The organism is Acinetobacter sp. CAU_H_78, assembly GCF_058599365.1.
This window is the reverse complement of record NZ_CM178652.1, coordinates 1,448,646-1,469,289: the sequence shown is the minus strand read 5'-3', so window position 1 is coordinate 1,469,289 and position 20,644 is coordinate 1,448,646. Positions and strand designations below refer to the sequence as shown.

Here is a 20,644-nt window from a genome sequence, read left to right as displayed (position 1 = left end):
TTGGCAAAAAGTGATTTAAATTAAAAATTTTAAGGATATAAACAATATTCTGATTCATAAAGATCAGTTTAGTAGACAGGTTTCCAAACCAAGATCTAAGTAATAGCCAGAAAATAAAACTCTTACTTTTCGAACTACGGCTTATAAATTTCAGCCAAAAAAGAAACCCTCCTGCTGGAGAGTTTCTTCATGTATTTTGGCTATTGTTATTTAGAGGTATTTTCGATTACTTGCGCTTGTAATGGTGCAGCTTGCTGGGTTTCGGCTAATTTTTTCTTGGTTTTCATTTCTGCCACTTTGGCCAGAGTTTTCTCGGTAAAACGTAAACCACCATCTTCTGCCATCACATTACCCGCCATCAAAAGACTGCTTATTACTAGCAGGGATGGTATAAGTTGTAATTTCATGTCTATTCCACCTTTTTATTTTATAGTGGATTAAAAATAAGCAATTATTATTCCAATATTTTTATCTATATTTGATTTTTTATTTTTCCCGATCATCTTGATGAAATTAAAATTGATCTAAGCGATGAATTTTATATTCTTATTCGCCTTAAAACTCCTTCTTTTAGTGCGCTTATTTCAAGAACGCCTCATTTTAGTCAGGTTAATTCGGCCTTTTAAGTTCCTCTGCACTATTTTTATGACACTTTTAACCTGATCTCCTGATTTTTTGCACCAAATTGCATGGTATGTTTTTTGCATAAGTCCTTATGGAATATTCCCCGATGTACTAGCTAAAAATCTTGCATGTCTAAATTACGAATTGCCCTGATTGATGATGATCCAGAACGCGCTGAATTTATTCAGGCTTCTTTGCTTGCACATGATTTTCATGTGGTGGCCTGTGTCATTCTGAATGACCTCAACATTGTTGATATCAAAAGCCTGCATGCCGATGTCATTCTGTTAAATATGGATCATCCTCATCGCGATATTATCGAAAGCTGCGTGAGTCAGTATGAATTACCAACGGTTCTGTTTACCCAAAATTCCAACAAGGACACCATCAGAAATGCCATCGATGCCGGAGTCACGGCATATATTGTGGACGGGATCGATCCAACCAAACTGGAAAATATTCTGGAAATATCGATTGAACAATTCCGGAAACATAAAAAGTTGTTACATGACCTAAAGGAAACTCAGGAAAAATTAAGTGATCGCAGGGATATTGATAAAGCCAAAGTCCTGCTGATCCAGCTGCATGGACTGAGCGAAGAAGAAGCATTTGCCCTGTTGCGCAAAAATGCCATGAGTCACCGGATTACCATTGGCGATATGGCAAGGCGCTTACTTGATGCACAAAAACTGTTATCCGGCCAATAAGGAGCATTCAATGACAACATTAGAAAAAACAGAACTCAATATTGGCTATATTCCACTGCTTGATTGTGTTGCCATTCTTTGGGCGGAGCGACAAGGTTATTTTACTGAACAGGGTTTAAAGGTAAATCTGATCCGTGAAGCATCCTGGTCCAGCTTACGCGACCGTCTGGCCTATGGCTTTCTGGATGCTGCCCATTGCCTATCTGCCATGCTTCCCGCGGCTGCTTTGGGCGCAGACCAGTTACAAGTCGCTTTGCAGACTCCATTAGTACTCAGTATCAATCAGGCATTTATCAGTTTAAGACAGGATCTCTGCTATGAACTCGGCATTCAGCCTGAAGATAATGAACGGATCACGTCACAAAAGCTGGTCAGTGCCTTAAAGCAGCAACACAAAGTAGGCCTGGCACATGTTTATAAATACTCCATTCATCATTACTGTTTAAGAGAATGGCTGGCTTTAACTGATGCGCAATATGCCAAAAATATATTGCTCAAGACCTCACCACCCCCTTTGATGGTTAAAGGAATTGCAGCACAGATTTTTGATGGTTTTTGTGTGGGTGAGCCATGGAATATTCAGGCCAAGCTTGAAGGTTATAGCCTGATTGTTGCAGCTAGTCAGAATGTCATTCCTAAAGTGGCAGACAAAGTGTTGGCAATAACTCAGGAATGGGGCGAGTTGCATCCACTGACTGTTGAGGCCTTAGTCGCTGCTGTAAAAAAAGCCCAGATGGATTTAAAGCATGCTACCAATCTTTCTGAAGTTTGGGACATGCTGATAGATTATCAGATTATCCAGTTTGAATGTTCAGCTTCCCGACACGTATATGACTTCCATAAGATTCAGAATATTATCCGTAACCTTGCAGATGAAAATGTTGAGCCTCAATTCACCGATTTTATCTGGTTATTAGAGCAGATGGAAAAATGGGAAAATATTGATCTGTCCGCAGATGATCAGCGACAGATTGCCCAATCCTGTATTTATCAGCAAGAATCCACGACTGTATAAATTATAAATTTATAAACTTCCATAAAAAGACCCAGAAATTTCTGGGTTTTTTATTTACTGTTGATATTTAGCTGAACGCTTGCTGTAAATCCAATTGCATGAATTTTTGTAAGGATAATTTTCCAGCAATCATCTGATTGATGAATTGTGACATTTCATCATACAAGGTCTCATATAGCTGCGGTTCTAATGCCATATGTCTTAACTGGATCTGTAAATGCATCAACAGTTCCTGCTGCTCGCATTCACCCTGTTCCAGAGCATAGATATAACCCAACACTGCGCCTTTTAAAACCACATCAAATGGCAAGCTATATTTAAGCAAGGTCGATAATGAACCCATAACCCGTTCATTGTGTTCCAGCTTTCTTAGAGGTTCTCGCCCTACACGTGCACATGGATCCTGATAAGCATAGGCACAGGATTCAGTGAAACTTTGCGCCAGACGTTCCAGATCTGAAGCATGCTTAGGAATCTGGTAGCAGAGACTATGCTTCACCTGCGCTAAAGCCTGCTGCATGAATTTTCTGACCGCATGATCTGACATGGCCACGCCAATGGTCTGATGACCGCGCAGGCTGGCATACCAGGCCATCATCGCATGCACACCATTCCATAAGCGGTTTTTAATCAGCTGGATATTGGCAATATCATCTACCAGAATCATTTGGCGCATTTTAGCCAATAATGGACTGTTATTTTCTACATAGATTGGCATATCCGTTTCGGCATTAAATAGAATCAGGTCCATCGACTGCAGAATATGACTTGGCTGGAAATTACGGCGCAGGTCTTCAATATATAAGCCCGCCTGATGTTCCTGCTCTGCATTCAGGGCTGTAGAATCATCCAGATCCACTACGGACAGGTCTTCATCCAGCTGATACTGCTTGAACATGTTGTATTTAATGCGCAGCTGACGATACAGTTTCTGGTCGGACAGTTTGGATACCATACGGTTTACCACTGTGTCACAGAAATAATGCTGATCTATAATGTGCTGCGCTGTCTGTTCATCCGTAATCTGTTGCAGACGGCTCAGAATCTGCTGCATCACCAGCTGTTTGGCTCCGATTTTATTCAGGATAATTAACAGCGTCAGCGGCTGCTCCTGTTGCTCATAAGCCAGGTATCGCGCATATAAACCCTGTGCAATCACCTCTGCTTCAGAAACCAGCGCTTCCTCAGGGACACAGACTGCGACCAGACTGGATTCAATATACATGTTCTGCATTTGCTCCAGATCATGCGCATCAATCACACTCATATTCTCAATACGCTGGTCAAAAGAGTTCTGACCATAACGAATGCAATAGGTGCCAAATGCATTTACGGCAGACTGATAGAGTGGGTTACGCGTTGAGGCAATAATTTTGCGTGGACGCGTATAGCCATCCCAGTGTGATAACACCTGAGCCAGATAACCACCGCCAATCGCACCGAAACCGTGAATCCCGACCGTTAACTGATTCAGCGTTTGCGGAAATGCAGTCTCAAGTTCTGGCATCTCTAGCACCGGAACAAACTGGTTCAGGTCTGTCAGAAAATCTTCCATCGTTTCATAATAATACTGGGCTTGTGCCAGCATCGATTCATTCGGCGTTTTAATGTCTTTGAAAAGTACCGTCATACCACCTGCATCATAAGCAGATCGCAGGCCATTTTCAGAATCTTCAAACATCAGGCATTGAGCCGGACTTAAATTGATTTTTTCGGCTGCGCTGATAAAAATTTCTGGATGAGGTTTCCCCTGTTTAATCTCATCGCCACACACCAGCACATCAAAAAATTTATAGACATTGGCATTGATCAGATATTCTTCTGCGATCGCGCGTCGACTCGAAGTCGCCACAGCCATTTTTAGGCCTGCCTTGCGTAGGCGTTCCAACACCTGTAATAAACCTTTTTTAATTGGAACACCATAATTGCGTACATGTTCTAGTTCCAGTACATCAGCACGCTGGCGGATCTCGGCATAAGGAACATCTTGTCCATAACGTTCTTTGGCCAGCTGTTCGGCACTACGGGCACTTAAGCCCAAACACTGCATTAAATAGTTTTCAGAAAATTCGACGCCGATCAGCTCACGTGAAGCTTGTTGCAAGGTTTGAAAGCGCAAACGTTCAGTATCAAACATGGTTCCATCCATATCGAAAATTGCGCCGTGTACGATTTGATTTTTAAATTCTAGCATTGCTCCCCTTTTATAATTCAATGAGTTAAGAAGTGGACAATACCTTAAGGAAAATAAGAGATTAAATAAACTAATGTAAAGATATGAAATAGTTCTGACTATAAATTGATCAATAAAGACTAAAATAAGATTATTTATGTTTCTAGATGTAATCAAACTGTTAACTTGGGTAAGTTGTTGATCCTGCCTATCAGTTTAAATTTCTCTTTTGAAATATCAGCTTATTTTATCATTTTGAATATTTCTGCTTATCATGGCATCCATTTTGCTTGATCAGTATTACGTTTTATAAAAATTGTAATATTGAGGGGCAACACTATGAGTTACGTTGCACGTGAACTCAGTCAAAGAAATAAAATACTGTTTGGCTTTGGCTCTTTTTTAATACCGATTTTGATTTGGTGTGCAGTCAGTTATTTGCCATTTATCTGGCATCCACAAGTCCAGATTGCCGATTCAGGCAGCGTTAGCTATTTACAGGCCGGTAGTCGTATTGATAAGGATATCTTTTTCTCTGCTGCGCAATCCGCAGTAGATCAAGGTTTGGCACCGCCCCAAGGTATTCTGGTCAATCCGATCTATCTGCCTGCCCCGCATGAAGTGGCGATCGCATTGGTTACTGCATTTACCACAGAACCTGCTCAAGCCAATGCACCGTGGTTTCATGAAAGCCTGTGGCACAGTATCAAGCTAGTGTTTACTGCCTTCTTTATTTCTTCCCTGATCGGTATTCCACTCGGTATTTTATGTGGCTTCTCTAACAAAATTTCCCAACTCACGGAGCCATTTGTTGAGTTTTTCCGTTATCTGCCAGCCCCAGCCTTTGGTGCCCTTGCGGTGGCTATTTTAGGCATCAATGATGCACCAAAAGTAGCCATCATTGTGATTGGTACCTTGTTCCAGCAAATCCTGATTATTGCCAATACCACACGACTGGTGGATCGCAGTCTGATTGAAGCCGGTTTCACCCTGGGTACTAATAAATTAAAAAGCCTGTTTCATGTGGTCATTCCAGCGGCCCTTCCTGAAATTTATCGTAATCTGCGCGTATTACTGGGCTGGGCGTGGACATATCTGATCGTAGCTGAACTGATCGGTAGTACGTCTGGTATTACCTGGTTTATTACCCAGCAGGCCCGTTATCAGAATTTTGACAATGTCTTTGCAGCAATCCTGATCATTGGAGTAATTGGCTTGCTCTGTGACGTGATTTTAATGAAATTGGGACAACGCTTATTTAAATGGAAACCGGGAGCCAACTGATGCAAAACTCTGAATTTAATACCCGCGAATACTTTGACAAGATTTATAGCCGTCCGGTCATCCTGGAAGCCAAACAGCTCACTCAATCCTTCAAGCATGGCAAAACTGAACGCACCATTTTAAATGGCATTGACCTGAAAATTCATAAACGTGAGTTTATCTGTGTGATTGGTCCATCGGGTTGCGGTAAATCCACCTTTAGCCGCGTTGTTGCTGGACTTGATCCTTATACCAGCGGTGAAATTCTGGTGGATGGCAAGCCGATTACTGGCCCAAGCCCAGAACGCGGCATGGTGTTTCAGGGCTATACCCTGTTCCCATGGAAGACTGTGAAAGAAAACATTATGTTTGGCCCGAAAATGAAAGGCCAAAGTAATGCTTCTGCTGAAGCGCAGGCACGTGAATGGATCAATATCATTGGTCTGGAAAAATATCAGGATCAGTATCCGCATCAACTTTCAGGCGGAATGAAACAACGTGTGGCGATTGCCCGCGCCTTGGTCAATGAACCTAAAGTATTGCTGATGGATGAACCTTTTGGTGCACTGGATCCGCATACACGCCAAAAAATGCAGCGTCATCTGATGGATCTGTGGCAAAACATCGACATCACCATCATTTTCGTGACCCACGATATGGATGAAGCCATCTTGCTGGCAGACCGGATTGTGGCGCTGAAAGCCAATCCAGGTGAAATCAAGGAAATTATTGAAGTGGATTTACCACGTCCACGCCATCCAGATCTGATGCTGACTCCGAAATTTAAACAGCTTCGCGAGCACGTCAATCATCTGGTACACGCTCAAGAAGATGAACTGGATCCTGCACTGGCCGATCTTCCAGAGATTCCACGCTTGACCAAAGTCAGCACGAGCAAATAATCCATTTTAAAAAAGAGCCTTTGGGACGACCCAAAGGTTTTAATCGCTGTGTTGGACGACCAACAATAAGGTGATTGCAATGCAAGACCAATACGTACTCCCACTCGTCGATATTTCTAAAATGCAAAGTCCACATCTGGCCGATCGTCTTGAAGTTGCGGCAGCTTTAGACCAGGCCTGTAAAGATGTCGGATTCCTTTATCTTAAAGGGGATCAGTTTAATTTTGATTATGCCAAGTCACTGGTTGAACTGGCCAAATCCTATTTCGAGCAGGACCTGGACACAAAAATGCAGCACTATATTGGCAAATCCAGTAACCATAGCGGTTATGTGCCAATTGGTGAAGAACAGTTCGCGGGCAACAGTTATGACCTCAAAGAAGCCTATGATGTGAATTATGATTATCAGGGTTCTAGAACAGACTACCCATTGCTAGGCCCAACCTTATGGCCTGCATATCCAGATTTTAAAACCATTATCAGCCAATATTACGGCCACTTGCACACCATCAGCGAACAGATTTTTTCTGCTTTTGCCCTGGCTCTCGGTGTCAAAGAAGATTTCTTTGCCGATAAAATTAATGATGCGCCAAGTCAATTGCGCCTGATTCATTATCCGTACAATCCGGATATCAAAGATGCCGAAGGCATCGGCGCACATACCGACTATGAATGCTTTACCCTGCTGCTGCCTACCGCGCCTGGTTTGCAGGTGCTGAACAAAGCTGGTGAATGGATTGATATTCCACTCATCGAAAATACGCTGGTGATGAACATTGGGGACATGATGGAAATCCTGTCCAATGGCAAATACCTGGCAACCAAACACCGCGTAAAAAAAGTATCCGAAGAACGTTACTCCTTCCCGCTGTTCTGTGCCTGCAACTATGACACGGTGATTGAACCGGTAGTACAAACCAATGATTCCAAATATAAACCTTTAATTGGCGGTGAACACCTGTTTAACCAGACCGCACAAACGTTCCAGTATCTAAAACAGCGAATTGCCAATGGTGAGCTGGTCCTAAAAAATGCCGTTCCGCTGTCTTCCTTTGGTTTAAATGAAAAATCGGAGGCAGCATCATGAACCTGTTAGAAGCCATAAAAAAATTAACGCCAACAACTACTCAACCTGAAGTAGTTCCGAGCTTTTTATATGGGGCATTTCGCAGGAAAAGCATCAGTTTCTTTAATGGCCTGACCGATCAAAACACCATTGTGTACTGGTTCCAGTCACGCAGCTTTACTATAGATCTACGCCTGAAAAGTCAGAATGACACACCAGTGACAGAACGTCAGGGCTGGATTGGTAATACAGTATGGGATGATGCAACGCAGCTCTTGTCCTGGGAAGTAGAAGACTACGCCAATTACCAGAACCATGTGCAGTGGCCTGAACCTGCAAAACTGCACGCGATCGGCAACTGTATTCTGGAATTTTCACCGAGCAATGTCTATGTCGAAGACTGGCGTCAGCAAGTGAAGAAAGGTCTGTTCTTAGGTCTACGCCTAGAATCTGCATTAGATGTCCAATCAGGCGCAAAGCTGCAAATGGATGGCGGTTTGATTATCTGTGATGATCATATTGCTTATGCTCTCACCCGCTTGCCAGAAGTACAAACTCAGGTTGCAGAACTCGCTATCCAGTCAGCCGATACTACTTCATTTGATCTATTACAAAGCTTTGAAGTCTCTATTGGCACTCAAGGTTTCAGTAAAACCTACAGCACCCGTACCGGTGAAACAGGCAATGCCTTTGACCTGGACAATTTTGAAATTCTGGATGTAACCCATCTGGTCCAGCATGTAGAAGTTGAGGGCCGCGCAATTGATCTGATTTTTGAGATTGATATCTACCAACCTGAATATGAGTTTCAGCACACGACTACCACGACTGCAGAAGCAGCACAGTGGATGAGCGCAGAACAGAATCACCTGCTCCATCATGCAGAACGAGTGTTATAAGGAGAAATATGGCTTTTTTATATCTGTCGATTGCTATTCTTGCAGAAGTGATCGCGACTTCTGCATTGAAAGCATCCAATGGCTTTAGTGTACTTTGGCCTTCGCTGGCCACTATTTTAGGATATGCAGTTGCCTTATTTTTCTTGTCACTGACCATGAAAACCATTCCAATGGGCATTGCTTATGCGATCTGGTCTGGTGCAGGCATTATCCTGATTTCTACTGTCGGACTGCTGGTGTTCAAGCAGCATCTGGATATTCCGGCACTGATTGGCCTGTCTTTCATGATCGTGGGGATTATTTTTATTAATATCTTTTCCAAAAGTGTTGAACTTTGATTTTTTAATATTAGCGTTTTTTCATCAGTCATTTTTAATTACTAAGAAGTAGATTCCCTCTCCTTGTAGGAGACTTGCGGAGCATGCTCCTCAGGGAGAGGTTCTTTCTAATAAATACCCTCATCCTCTTGCGAAGCTATGCTTCTCATCCCAGAGGGAGAAGGAACTTTCAATATCCATTGAATATGAATATTAACGATCATTTTTCGATTTATAAAAGATATCTACTCATCTAATAATAAAAAATCCCCGAACCTGGGGATTTTTATTGTCTGCATTACGACTTATTTCAGCTCTTGTACCAGCGTTGGAACAATCACACTATCCACATTCATTTCAGTGCTATAAATGCCGTTGGTGACGTTGAACTTGTTGACGTGATAGCTTGAACCATAGATTGAATCGAAACCATCACCTTTGGTAAAGACTTTCTTGTTGGCTTCCAGATCCAGCAAGTGTGTGCCATCTACAAACTGCATATAGGCTTTGGCATCCACACCGACACGTTTCGACATGATTTCTACAGCATCTGCACGAGTTGCCGGGTCATTGATATATTTAACTGTTTTATCCCAAACTTGAATGACCTTTTTCCATTGCTCTTTATTGGCTTCCAAATGCGCAGGATTCACAGTTAAAGTGTCATAAATCAGACCAGCTTTATCTTTAGAGCTGAAAATAATTTTTGACCCGGCAACCGCAGATAAGGCCTGATTCGCGACTGGCTGCCATACTGCAATCGCATCAATATCCGCTGTTGCAAAGACCTGTGGCAGTTCATTGGTCATGGTGTTAACCAGTTTCACTTCATTCAGTTTAACCTTTGCATCATCCAGAGCAGTCGATAGCAGCAAGTGATCGACCAGACCTTTTTCAGTGGCAACAGTTTTACCGCGTAGATCCTGAATCGAGTTAATTCCATTCTTGGCAATGATCACGTCATTTCCAGCTGAATAATCCGTCGCCAGAATCATCACGCCTTTAGTACCACCAGAGCCAGTCACCAGATTATCACCATTGGTTACCATGACTGCATCCAGCTGATTTGCGGCAAAGGCAGACAATGAAGCTGAATAGTCAAACCATTTTAAATCGACATTCACGCCTGCTTCTTTTAACCAGCCTTTTTCAATCGCCACTTGCCAAGCTACCCAACCTGGCCAGTCGCTATAGCCGATACGAATCGGCTGAGTATTTACACTGCCTTTGGCCTGACCAGATGATTCTGGAACTTTCGCCGTATTGTCACAACCGCTCATAAAAATTGCGCAGCAAACAGATGCTGCTAAAGTTACTTTCTTGATCATTGTGCGATTTCCCCTATGCAATTACATTTAAAACGTGTATTTGAAAGTTGTTTTGATTTAATAAAGTCTCGCCAGCCACCAAAATGACTGATGTCAGTTGCATCTTCAAGCGCATAGCCTTCGCAGATAAAACCTTTGACCCAACTGCCATCTGCCAGCTGTACATTGCCAATGCCCAGCGGTGCTGGAACTTCTGCTACGATCTGACCAAAGTTGGCAAACGGAATATCCCAGACTTCCACTTCGATTTCTTGACCTTTACTGTGGTACTGCAGGCCCGGTTTTGGTGGAGTGGTATTTTTCAGTGCAAACAGTTTGTAGCTGGCTGCGGTTTTGGTTTTTTGAACTAGCGTGCCGCCACGTGTGGTGAGCTGGAAGTTCAACGGCATACCAGTCAGATGCGCACCGACGACTGCTAGTTTTACTGCATACTGTGACTGAATCTGGCTTGTTTGTTCATAAGTTTTTTGCGAAGTGCCCAGAGTTAAAGCTGTTGCCTGCTGCCAGCTCTGACCAAAGTTCGCCAGTGCCTGATCCATCCAAGCTGGAGCGATAAAAGTTACCCCGCTTGGCAAACCATCAGCACGAATTGCATTAGGCAGTGCCAAAGCCGATAAATCCGCAAAATTCACGAAGTTGGTATAAGCGCCCATGTGGCTGTTTTTGATTAATGGATCCGCTTCCACATCAGCAATCTTGTAGATGGTTGGTGCTGTTGGCACCATCAAGGCATCAAAGTCAGCTAGGGCTAGATTGATCTGACGTGCCAATTGCGCTCGTTCATATTCCGCCTGCATCATATCGACAGCATTAAAGTTGTCTGCCTGACTGATAATCTGGTGAATCACTGGATGCGTTACATCACGGGAAACCAGTTTTTCAACAGCGCTGGTCCGTTCTGCTACCCATGCCTTGTTATACAGTGCTGAAGCCAGCTGGTTGAAGATGCTGAAATCAATCACTTCAATTGCATAACCAAGCTGTTTTACACGAGCAATTGCCAATTCAAAGGCTTTTTCAGTTTCGGCATCGCCATAAAATTCCAGTGTTGCCGGAATCGCGATTTTGCCTTTGGAAAATTGGGTTGGCACATTGGCTGGATGCTGGCGTGAATATTCATCTGTCGCATCATAGCCTTGCATGATTTGAGCAACTTGCCACGCATCATCGACAGTCAGGGCAAAAATTGAAATCACATCAATGGTGCGGCATGCTGGCACCAAACCCATAGTGGAAAACCAGCCTTTGGTGGGTTTCAATCCGACAATATTGTTATGTCCTGCCGGTACACGACCTGAACCGGCGGTATCTGTACCCAAGCTAAATGGCACTTGACCATTCGCCACCGCGACTGATGAACCCGAACTTGAACCGCCGCTGATATATTCCGGATTAAAGCTGTTTTTCACTGCGCCGTAGGGTGAACGTACACCGACCAGGCCAGTCGCAAACTGGTCTAGGTTAGTTTTACCTACGACAACAGCACCGGCAGCTTTTAATTTAGCCACCACCATGGCATCACTGGTTGCCAGATAAGAAGCTTCTTTGCAGGCTGCAGTGGTATAAAAACCGGCAACATCAATATTGTCTTTGACTGCGAATGGAATGCCGTAGAGTGGCAATTCGGCTGGTGATTTTCCTGTTAAGGCATCAATTTGTGCTTGTAATTGTTCTGCAGATGCAATTGAAATCCAGGCATGATCATCATTCTGAAATGATGCTACATAATCGATCAGATCCTGTAACTGAATCTGCTGCTGTTGGTAGGCGTTCTGCCAGTCTTGAATTGTCCATAAAGTATTCATGACAATACTCCTTTATTGGTATTTTGGGGAATGGGAGGCATCACGGCATCCATCAGTTCCAGGTGCCCTTTCAGCACACCTTTTAATGCAATAAATTGCTCACTAATTTCTTTTAAATCACTGCTTACACCCTGCATCAGCATCACTTGCAGGACTTTCTGATCATCCAGCTGGATATGCAGCGAGCTGATTACCTGTTCCAGATATTGCTGTTGCAAATCGACCAGCTGGGAACGTAACGGTTTCAGGCTGACGTCATAGACCAAGGTCAACGTGCCGACCATGACTTCATCACGAGAAACCAGCTCATCAATCAGGTGGCGGTTAATCATGTCGACAATGGCCTGCGAGCGGCTTTCATAGTGCTGCTCGACAATTTTCTGATCCATGGCCTGTAATGTGGTTTCCGGCACGGTGATACTGATTCGTGCCAATTTCGGTTTAGACACGTCTGCTTTCCTTGAGTGAATCCTGTTTGACATAAAGCCCGGCGCGAACGCTGAGAAGTTCAATTAAAAATTGGGCAAATGGATGCAGCTTGGCTTTTTTGCTTTGATTATTCATGCGCATCTCCTCGGTATTACTGAATGTAAATTTCGTATTACTTAGGGAAATGCAGAAAACGTGCCAGTTTTAGGTAGGGAAATTTGCTAATTACGAGGAGAAAAGGCAGAAATGCAGCTCAAAAAAAGCCCCATCAACGGTTATGGGGCTTATTTGGAATCAAAATGAGTGAATTAATTCACCAAGAGGCCGTTAAATTAATCATGTACTGTAATTATTTTTAGACATGATGGATTGATCGAGAATTGCGTCTGGTTCTTCAAGTAATATGCTCTCCTCTTTTAATTCGGTATATAAATAAAAGCAGAAAATATGCCAAATATAAAGAGTTTTTTATTATTAAAAAATTGATTTAAAACAGTTAGTGGAAACTTAATAAATGCTACAAAATGTGTCTAAAATATTTATGCGCCAAGAGTGATCAAACTTGCACCAAAACGATATCAAAATGGGGTTTTATGGTACAGTTTTTGATAATGGAATCTTCACCAATTACTCTTCTCTGGCTTTAATTATGAATACTAAAGCCGCTCAGATTTAGGTTTCGATTAAAATTTGCACTACAGGTGAATTTCTATACAATAAATTCCATAAAAATGCCCGAACAATAAGGAAATTTAATGAAGACTTCCACTCTCCTTCGTACTGCCATTCTTTGTACGCCTTTTATTTTTGCGGCATGTAGCAAAACCGAGCAAGCAGAAAGCTCCAAAACCGAAATCCAGCAGGAAGATACCACGCAAGCTGCCGAAACGGCACCGGCACAAGCTTTTGACATCAGTAAAATTCCACTCAGCACAGCGACACTCGGTGACTTTCCTTATATTTCCCTGCCAGACGGTTATATCTATCAAAATACTGAGCAGCGCAATTTTGAGCGCGTTCCATTCTGGACAGGACAGCAACTGGAATGGGTTGAAGGCAAATTATTCAGTTCAGGCATTACCTCGAAACCGGAATATAAAGAAGGCAATTTTTTAGAAATTCAGCGTAATCTGGAGAGTGTGATCAAGGATTTGGGCGGCGTAGAAGTTACCAATAGCCAGATTCCCAAAGATATCATCGAGAAAATTCCGAAAGATTTTCAGGTGCAATACTATGCTGGCCTGGGTGATATTTTTAACTACCCGACCAAGACTTATGTAGTTCGTCAGGAAGATAAGACCGCATGGTTCCAGCTAACCCAATCTGGCAATTATATTTCGCTGATGGTGGCTGAATCCAAGCCTTTAAATGTCACTGCCAAAGCACTGACTTCGAGTGCACTAAAACAAAGTCTGGATCAAGACAATAAAGTGAGCGTACAGATTAACTTCGCAACGAATAAAGCTGAGATTTTACCGGACTCTCAAGCGCAAATTGAACAGATTGTTGCTTTATTAAAAGATAACCCGGATTTAAAACTGGGTATTTATGGTCATACCGACAATACCGGTGATGCAGCTCATAACTTAAAGCTGTCTGATCAGCGTGCGCAAAGTGTGGTTGCAACCCTGACCCAAGCAGGTATTGAAAGCAGCCGTTTAACCGCTAAAGGTTTTGGGGATACTCAGCCTGTTGCAGATAATACGAGTGAAGATGGTAAGGCGAAAAATCGTCGAGTGGAGTTGGTGAAGCTTTGATGCTGATAAAAACCAACTTTCCTAATAAGCTGCCGAAAGGCAGTTTCTTTACCTTTAAAGCAATAATTTTTATATTCTAAATAGAATAATTTTTCTATAAAATCATAAGTATAGTTTAGATCGCTAAGAAGAAATTCATGACTGAAAAATTATACTATTGGGCTGAAAACCTACAAAATTATAGTTGTGATAATGAATCTTTAGATAATCACATAATTGAAATTAAAAGACTAAACTTCTTCATAGGTAAAAATAATGCAGGCAAAAGTAGATTTTTACGTAACCTTTTTTCTACCAATTTACCTTTCGAGGATCTTAACTTTATTACTTGTTCAAAAGAATTAAAGAGCCTTCGAGATACCGTTAATTTGTTACACCCTTCAAGAATTAATATTGGTAACACACATGGTAGCCATTTTCATGGACAACTATTAAGCAGTATTAATCAAATTATACAAACACCTTTATTTCCAAGAAAAAACTACAAAAGTATTTTTTATGCAAATTTCAAGAAGATTCGAGAATACTGTTATACAGCTGATCCTGAGTTATTGAGTAGTCATATAAAAATAATTCAAAATCTAATTGATAGTTTTGATGAAATATATGGTTTTAGGAAAAAGTTTTATATCCCTATCCTTAGAGGGATGCGTCCTGTAACTAATCAAGAAAATAAACAGCCATACATTGAACGTGCTCAAAAGGACTATTTTCAAGATACTACGAAATTTAATTCCAAAAATATAATTACTGGTGAATGTCTTTATCATGAGTTAAAAATTCACCTATTGGGTGAACCAGAACAAAGGGAACTGATAAAGAGCTATGAAGAAAAATTGAGTCAATATTTTTTCGATAACCAAGCTATTTCACTTATTCCTAAGCATGATCAAGATGTTGTAAATATTAAAATTGGCAATGATAAGCAATTTCCTGTTTCAGAGCTGGGTGATGGTCTACAACAAGCTATTATTCTTACTTATGAAGCTTTTATTCATAGACGTGAGACTTATGCTTTTTTTGTAGAAGAACCTGAACTCCATATGCATGCAGGCATGGTTCGTCAACTTATGAATTTTTATTTGAATGAGACTAAACATTACTATTTCTTTACCACTCATTCTAATCACTTATTAGATATGGCTGACGAATCTGATCAAGTCATTATTCAAAAATTTATAAAACAACCAAGTAAAAAAGATCCAACAAAATTTGATTTTAAAATTTACCGTTGTGACCGTGATCGTGACTTATTGGCTTCTTTAGGCGTACGTCCTTCTTCTGTATATCTTGCCAATTGTACGATTTGGGTTGAGGGCATTACAGATCGGCTTTATATCACTAAATATATGGAAAAATATTTAGCATACTTAGAAAAAAATAATGAAGTACTTTATAAAAAATATCGTCGCTTTATGCCTAATTATCACTACACATTTGTGGAATATGCAGGTAGCAACCTAACACATTGGTCTTTTAGTGATGAATACGCAAATCAGCTTGATGATAAAGGCTTAAGTGCGAAAGCTGTTGCTAGTGATATGCTTTTAATTGCTGATGGCGATATACAAGATAAAGCTGACCGAGTAAAGAATTTAATCGAGGAATTGACTAAAGAAAACTTTTTTAAATTCAGTTGTAAGGAAATTGAAAATACCTTACCAAAGGATTCCATTATTCGTGTTGCGAAATCTAGTTTTGATAGAAAGCATAAATCGACAAAATTAGGATTTACTATCAAGAATTTAAATATTATTTCTGATCCAAATTATTTCGATAGTTCAGAATGGGGAATCGGAAAATTATTAGATAATCAAATTCGAAACACTAGAACATCAGAATCAAGAACGGTTTTTGCAGACGGTGAAGGTGTGGGAACAATTAAATACAAAACAGACTTTTGCCGAGAAATCATTAAGGATTTTGATGAGCACCCTGACTGGGAACTTACACTAAAAGCTAAAGAATTATGTGAAAGAATTTTTAAGCATGTTGAAAAGTGTAACAAATAAATTTTAATTTCCCCTAACCCCTCTTTAATAAAGAGGGGAAATTCCCTCCTTTTTCAAAGGAGGGTTAGGGAGGATTCTTTAAGCCACTGGCACCAACGTAAACAATACCTGCCCTGTTTTTACCGTTTGCCCTTTCTCAATCGTAATCGTATCTACACGCATACGTTCAGGGGCAATAATCGGAATCTCAATCTTCATCGCTTCAATCACGGCTAAGGTTGCACCTTCTTCTACAATATCGCCCGACTGACATTCAATTTTCCAGATCGAACCTGGCATATGCGATTCCACCGCACAGCCACCTTCCGGAATAGCCACCGTTTCACCATCATCTACGGCATCCAGACTTTCAGAAACGTATTCTGCTAGTCCAGCTTCATGCCAGCGACGGCGTTCCGCTTCAAAGTTGGCTTGTTGCGTTGCCTTAAACTCGCTAATGGTATCGGCATTATCAGTCAGGAACTGGTTGTACTCTTTCAGGTTCAACACACCTTCTTCAATACGCAGTTTCAGACGACCTGCCTTAAAGTCCTCACGCATTTGCATCAGTTCTTCTTCAGACACTTCATAGAACTTGATCTGGTCAAAGAAGCGCAGTAACCATGGTTTGCCTTGCTCGAAGTCGGCATTTTTACGGTAACGCGACCACATTTGTGTGGTTCGACCCACGAACTGATAACCACCAGGGCCTTCCATACCGTACACGCACATATAAGCACCGCCGATACCCACGGCATTTTCAGGGGTCCAAGTACGCGCCGGGTTATATTTAGTAGTTACCAGACGCTGACGCGGATCAAGCGGTGTTGCCACAGGTGCACCTAAATATACATCGCCTAAGCCCATCACCAAATAGCTGGCGTTATACACTACATCTTTTACTGCCTGTTTATCTTTCAGGCCATTAATACGGCGGATAAACTCGATATTGTCTGGACACCATGGTGCATCTGGACGTACGGTTTGCATATAACGTTCGGTCGCCAGTTGGGTTTGAGAATCTTCCCATGCCAATGGCAAATACACGGTACGTGATGGCACTTCCATTTCAGTCACATCAGGCAGTTCAGTTTCAGCGACTTGCAACAGACGCAACAGGTCGAGCTGATCCAGCTTGATTGAATCGAAATGGATTTGCAGCGAACGGATGCCTGGCGTCAGGTCGATAATGCCCGGAATATTCTGTTTTTGAACCCATTGCATCAAGGCATGGATACGGAAACGCAGGTTCAGATCCAGTACCAGCTCACCATATTCCACTAGCAGATAGTTGTTACCTGCTGGGCGATACACCACATCCGGCGCACCATTTTCACCTTTTAAGGTATCCAGTACAGCATTTTTCAGCATAGCCAGTTCTGGATAGAAGGATTCATTAAATGAAACGTCTTGAGTATCCAGCGCTTCTAGCTGCGCATGATATTTTTCATTCAGCAGTTTGGCTTGGTGATAGCTAACAGGGACAAATTTGACTTTGTCACCGGCTTTGAGCTGACCCAATTTCCACAGTTCAGAGTTGATCACCACCGCTGGACAGACAAAACCACCGAGGCTTGGACCATCTGGACCGAGAATGATTGGCATATCACCAGTGAAATCAATCGCACCAATCGCATACGCGTTGTCGTGAATATTGGATGGATGCAGACCTGCTTCACCGCCATCTTCACGTGCCCATTCCGGTTTAGGACCAACCAGGCGGATACCGGTACGGCTAGAGTTAAAGTGAATCTCAAAAGTATTGGCAAAGAAGGTATCGATGTCATTTTTGGTAAAGAAGTCTGGCGCACCATGTGGACCATACATCACCGCAATTTCCCATTCATGACTGAATGTTGGAACTTGTTCAGGTGCCAGTACTTTGACTTCATCGCTTGTGAATGACGTAATTGGCAGCATATCGCCGATCAGTAAGTTACGGCCGGCATGACCACCAAACTGACCGAGGGTAAACGTCGCTTGTGAACCCAAGTATTCAGGTACATTCAGTCCATCTTTGATGCCGATATAGGTACGGCAACCGGTTGCGATCTTGCCACATTTTAGAATCTGACCTTTACGTACATTCACGGTTTGCCACATCGGTACTGCCACACCATCCAATGTTGATGGCATGTCACCGCCCGCCAGTACGATCTGGCTGTCGCAGTGGAATTTCAGCGTCGGACCTTGCAGGGTACATTCCAGACCGGCGGTATTTGGCACATTACCTAAAAGCTGGTTTGCGACATTTAAAGACAATGGATCAATCGCACCTGATGGCGGAACACCGACATCCCAGTAGCCCAAACGACCAGTGACATCCTGCACCGCAGTCTGAATGCCCGCTTGCAGCACTTCGATTTTTTGGGTTTTCCACTCAAAGCTATTTAGGAAACGTGTGGTTTGTGTCCCTGCTTTAAACACCTCACAGTCGATGATGTTTTGCAGATATTCCAGGTTGGTTTCGATACCCGCCACTTGAGTTTTTTCCAGTGTATCGGTCATGGCCTGAATGGCTGCGTCACGATCATTTGCGGTGACAATGATTTTGGCAATCATCGGATCATAGAAAGACGATACATTCGAACCAGTTTCCACCCAGGTTTCGTTACGAGCATTCTCATCAAACTCGACATAGGTCAGCAGACCGGCGCTTGGCTGGAAGTTCTTGATCGGGTCTTCAGCATACAGACGAACCTGAATTGAATGACCTTTGGATTCCAGTTGTTTGGTTGGTGCAGTCCAGTCACCGCTGGCCAATGTCACCATCCATTCCACCAGGTCCACACCAAAGACTTGCTCCGTCACGCCATGTTCGACTTGCAGACGCGTGTTGACTTCAAGGAAGTAGAATTCCTGGGTGTCGGTATCCATCACGAATTCAACCGTACCGGCAGAACGGTAGTTTACGGACTCCATCAGTTGAATTGCGACATTCTGGATATAGGCACGTTGTTCATCGCTAATATGCGGTGCTGGCGTTTCCTCAATGACTTTCTGGTTACGGCGTTGCACCGAACAATCGCGTTCACCCAGTGCAATCACCTTGCCTTGACCATCACCAAAAATCTGCACTTCGATATGACGGGCATTTTGTACAAATTTTTCCAGGTACAGACCTGCATCCTTAAAGTTGGCTTGCGCCAGGTACGATACGGTTGCGTAAGCATCTTTCAGTTCAGCTTCATTCCAGATCAGACGCATGCCGATCCCGCCACCACCCGCAGTACTTTTCAGCATGACTGGGTAACCGATACGCGCTGCTTCTGTCAGTGCTTCAGTTTCATCTGCCAGTAACTGGCTACCTGGAAGCAATGGTACATTGGCTTGAATCGCAAGTTCACGTGCAGTGTGTTTAAGACCAAAGGCACGCATCTGCGCAGAGTTTGGCCCAATAAAGGCAATACCTTGTGCTTCACAGAGGTCGCAGAATTCAGCATTTTCCGACAGGAAGCCATAACCCGGATGAATCGCTTGTGCACCGGTCTGTTTCGCGACTTCCAGAATTTTTTCAACGTTTAAATAACTTTGGCTGGCTGGAGCTTCACCGATATATACTGCTTCATCTGCCAGTGTGATATGTAATGAATCACGGTCTGCTTCAGAATAAACGGCTACAGACTGAATCCCGAGTTTTTTCAGGGTACGGATCACGCGGCAGGCAATTGCGCCACGGTTGGCAATCAGAACTTTATCAAACATGACTTAAGCCTCCTCGCCTTCACATACAACCAGCTGGATGTGTGTCGGGTTATAGGCATTACATGGGTTGTTCAGCTGAGGACAGTTCGAGATCAGTACGATCAGGTCCATTTCCGCCTTGATTTCCACATACTTGCCTGGTGCAGAAATACCATCATCAAATTTCAGGTGACCATCAGCCGTTACTGGCACATTCATAAAGAAGTTGATGTTTGGACCGATGTGACGCACGTTTAAGCCATGTTTTTTTGCCACCGGATGTTTTGCCAGCGCATACATAAAGTTGTTACGGCAGCTGTGCATTGGGTATTTGTCATGTGCATAACGGACCGTGTTACTTTCGCAAGAACATGCTCCGCCTAAAGTGTCGTGTCGGCCACAGTTATCGTCATTAATCACGGCAATAGCGCGGCCAAAGTTGCTGTATAAAGTAGTGCCTTTTTCCAGATAAATCTGCTGGTTAATCGCCAGCGTATCGGTTGCGCTATAACGCTCTTCCGGATTTTTAGCCGAGATAAATAAGGTATCGACTGCCTGATTCCCTTCCAAATCGATGATACGGAAATACTGGCCTTTTTTGACTTCGCACATCCATGCTTCACCGGCAGGACAGATTTCGCTAAGTACGGTTTTTTCGAATTGTTGTAGAGCTGTCATGGTTAT

At 42.7% G+C, this 20,644-nt stretch carries 17 protein-coding genes; 9 read left to right on the top strand and 8 right to left on the bottom strand.

Annotated features, from left to right (window positions below):
- Positions 1-206: 206 nt before the first annotated feature.
- Positions 207-359, bottom strand: coding sequence for a hypothetical protein (locus tag AC4MCD_RS07175; RefSeq protein ID WP_491876794.1), 153 nt, complete (start codon positions 357-359; stop codon positions 207-209).
- A gap of 393 nt (positions 360-752) precedes the next feature.
- Here AC4MCD_RS07175 and AC4MCD_RS07170 point away from each other — a divergent pair, with 393 nt between their 5' ends.
- Both AC4MCD_RS07170 and AC4MCD_RS07165 read left to right on the top strand, forming a co-directional pair.
- Positions 753-1,331, top strand: a complete 579-nt coding sequence (locus AC4MCD_RS07170) for an ANTAR domain-containing response regulator (RefSeq protein ID WP_312307576.1) — start codon at positions 753-755, stop codon at positions 1,329-1,331.
- Positions 1,332-1,341: 10 nt separating this feature from the next.
- Complete coding sequence (locus AC4MCD_RS07165; RefSeq protein WP_491876793.1) at positions 1,342-2,346, top strand: ABC transporter substrate-binding protein; 1,005 nt, start codon at positions 1,342-1,344, stop codon at positions 2,344-2,346.
- 67 nt (positions 2,347-2,413) lie between these two features.
- Here the strand turns inward: AC4MCD_RS07165 and mtlD are convergent, their stop codons facing one another.
- The gene (gene mtlD, locus AC4MCD_RS07160; protein WP_491876792.1) at positions 2,414-4,540 is read right to left on the bottom strand and encodes a bifunctional mannitol-1-phosphate dehydrogenase/phosphatase; all 2,127 of its coding nucleotides are present in this window, start codon (positions 4,538-4,540) and stop codon (positions 2,414-2,416) included.
- A gap of 318 nt (positions 4,541-4,858) precedes the next feature.
- Between mtlD and AC4MCD_RS07155 the strand changes: the two genes are divergently transcribed.
- From AC4MCD_RS07155 to AC4MCD_RS07135, 5 genes are all read left to right on the top strand, one after another.
- Positions 4,859-5,803, top strand: a complete 945-nt coding sequence (locus AC4MCD_RS07155; RefSeq protein WP_034587150.1) for an ABC transporter permease — start codon at positions 4,859-4,861, stop codon at positions 5,801-5,803.
- A complete protein-coding gene (locus tag AC4MCD_RS07150; protein WP_419364358.1) occupies positions 5,803-6,684 on the top strand; it encodes an ABC transporter ATP-binding protein in 882 nt (293 codons plus the stop codon). The genes AC4MCD_RS07155 and AC4MCD_RS07150 overlap by 1 nt, the downstream gene beginning before the upstream one ends.
- A 79-nt stretch (positions 6,685-6,763) precedes the next feature.
- Positions 6,764-7,771, top strand: coding sequence for an isopenicillin N synthase family dioxygenase (locus AC4MCD_RS07145; RefSeq protein WP_491876791.1), 1,008 nt, complete (start codon positions 6,764-6,766; stop codon positions 7,769-7,771).
- A complete protein-coding gene (locus AC4MCD_RS07140) occupies positions 7,768-8,649 on the top strand; it encodes a hypothetical protein (RefSeq protein ID WP_491876790.1) in 882 nt (293 codons plus the stop codon). The genes AC4MCD_RS07145 and AC4MCD_RS07140 overlap by 4 nt, the downstream gene beginning before the upstream one ends.
- 8 nt (positions 8,650-8,657) lie before the next feature.
- Positions 8,658-8,987 carry a DMT family transporter gene (locus tag AC4MCD_RS07135; RefSeq protein ID WP_491876789.1) on the top strand — a complete coding sequence of 110 codons (330 nt, stop codon included), beginning with the start codon at positions 8,658-8,660 and terminating at the stop codon, positions 8,985-8,987.
- A gap of 284 nt (positions 8,988-9,271) precedes the next feature.
- Here AC4MCD_RS07135 and AC4MCD_RS07130 read toward each other — a convergent pair whose 3' ends face one another.
- The 4 genes from AC4MCD_RS07130 to AC4MCD_RS07115 are packed head-to-tail and all read right to left on the bottom strand — an operon-like array spanning position 9,272 to position 12,663.
- On the bottom strand, positions 9,272-10,294 hold the full coding sequence (locus AC4MCD_RS07130) for an ABC transporter substrate-binding protein (RefSeq protein WP_491876788.1): 1,023 nt from the start codon (positions 10,292-10,294) through the stop codon (positions 9,272-9,274).
- Entirely contained in the window at positions 10,291-12,099 is a 1,809-nt protein-coding gene (gene atzF / locus AC4MCD_RS07125; protein WP_491876787.1) for an allophanate hydrolase, read from the bottom strand. The genes AC4MCD_RS07130 and atzF overlap by 4 nt, the downstream gene beginning before the upstream one ends.
- Positions 12,096-12,548, bottom strand: coding sequence for a CopG family ribbon-helix-helix protein (locus tag AC4MCD_RS07120; RefSeq protein ID WP_099339103.1), 453 nt, complete (start codon positions 12,546-12,548; stop codon positions 12,096-12,098). Before AC4MCD_RS07120 ends, atzF begins: the two co-directional genes overlap by 4 nt.
- The gene (locus AC4MCD_RS07115; protein ID WP_257225439.1) at positions 12,541-12,663 is read right to left on the bottom strand and encodes a hypothetical protein; all 123 of its coding nucleotides are present in this window, start codon (positions 12,661-12,663) and stop codon (positions 12,541-12,543) included. Before AC4MCD_RS07115 ends, AC4MCD_RS07120 begins: the two co-directional genes overlap by 8 nt.
- A 620-nt stretch (positions 12,664-13,283) precedes the next feature.
- Between AC4MCD_RS07115 and AC4MCD_RS07110 the strand changes: the two genes are divergently transcribed.
- Together AC4MCD_RS07110 and AC4MCD_RS07105 are read left to right on the top strand one after the other, a co-directional pair.
- Entirely contained in the window at positions 13,284-14,285 is a 1,002-nt protein-coding gene (locus tag AC4MCD_RS07110) for an OmpA family protein (RefSeq protein WP_491876786.1), read from the top strand.
- 137 nt (positions 14,286-14,422) lie between these two features.
- The gene (locus AC4MCD_RS07105; RefSeq protein WP_491876785.1) at positions 14,423-16,297 is read left to right on the top strand and encodes an AAA family ATPase; all 1,875 of its coding nucleotides are present in this window, start codon (positions 14,423-14,425) and stop codon (positions 16,295-16,297) included.
- A gap of 78 nt (positions 16,298-16,375) precedes the next feature.
- On the opposite strand, the gene uca is transcribed toward AC4MCD_RS07105, so the two are convergent.
- Together uca and AC4MCD_RS07095 are read right to left on the bottom strand one after the other, a co-directional pair.
- Entirely contained in the window at positions 16,376-19,981 is a 3,606-nt protein-coding gene (gene uca / locus AC4MCD_RS07100) for an urea carboxylase (RefSeq protein ID WP_491876784.1), read from the bottom strand.
- Between the two features lie 3 nt (positions 19,982-19,984).
- Entirely contained in the window at positions 19,985-20,638 is a 654-nt protein-coding gene (locus AC4MCD_RS07095; RefSeq protein ID WP_491876783.1) for an urea amidolyase associated protein UAAP2, read from the bottom strand.
- Between the last annotated feature and the right edge of the window lie 6 nt (positions 20,639-20,644).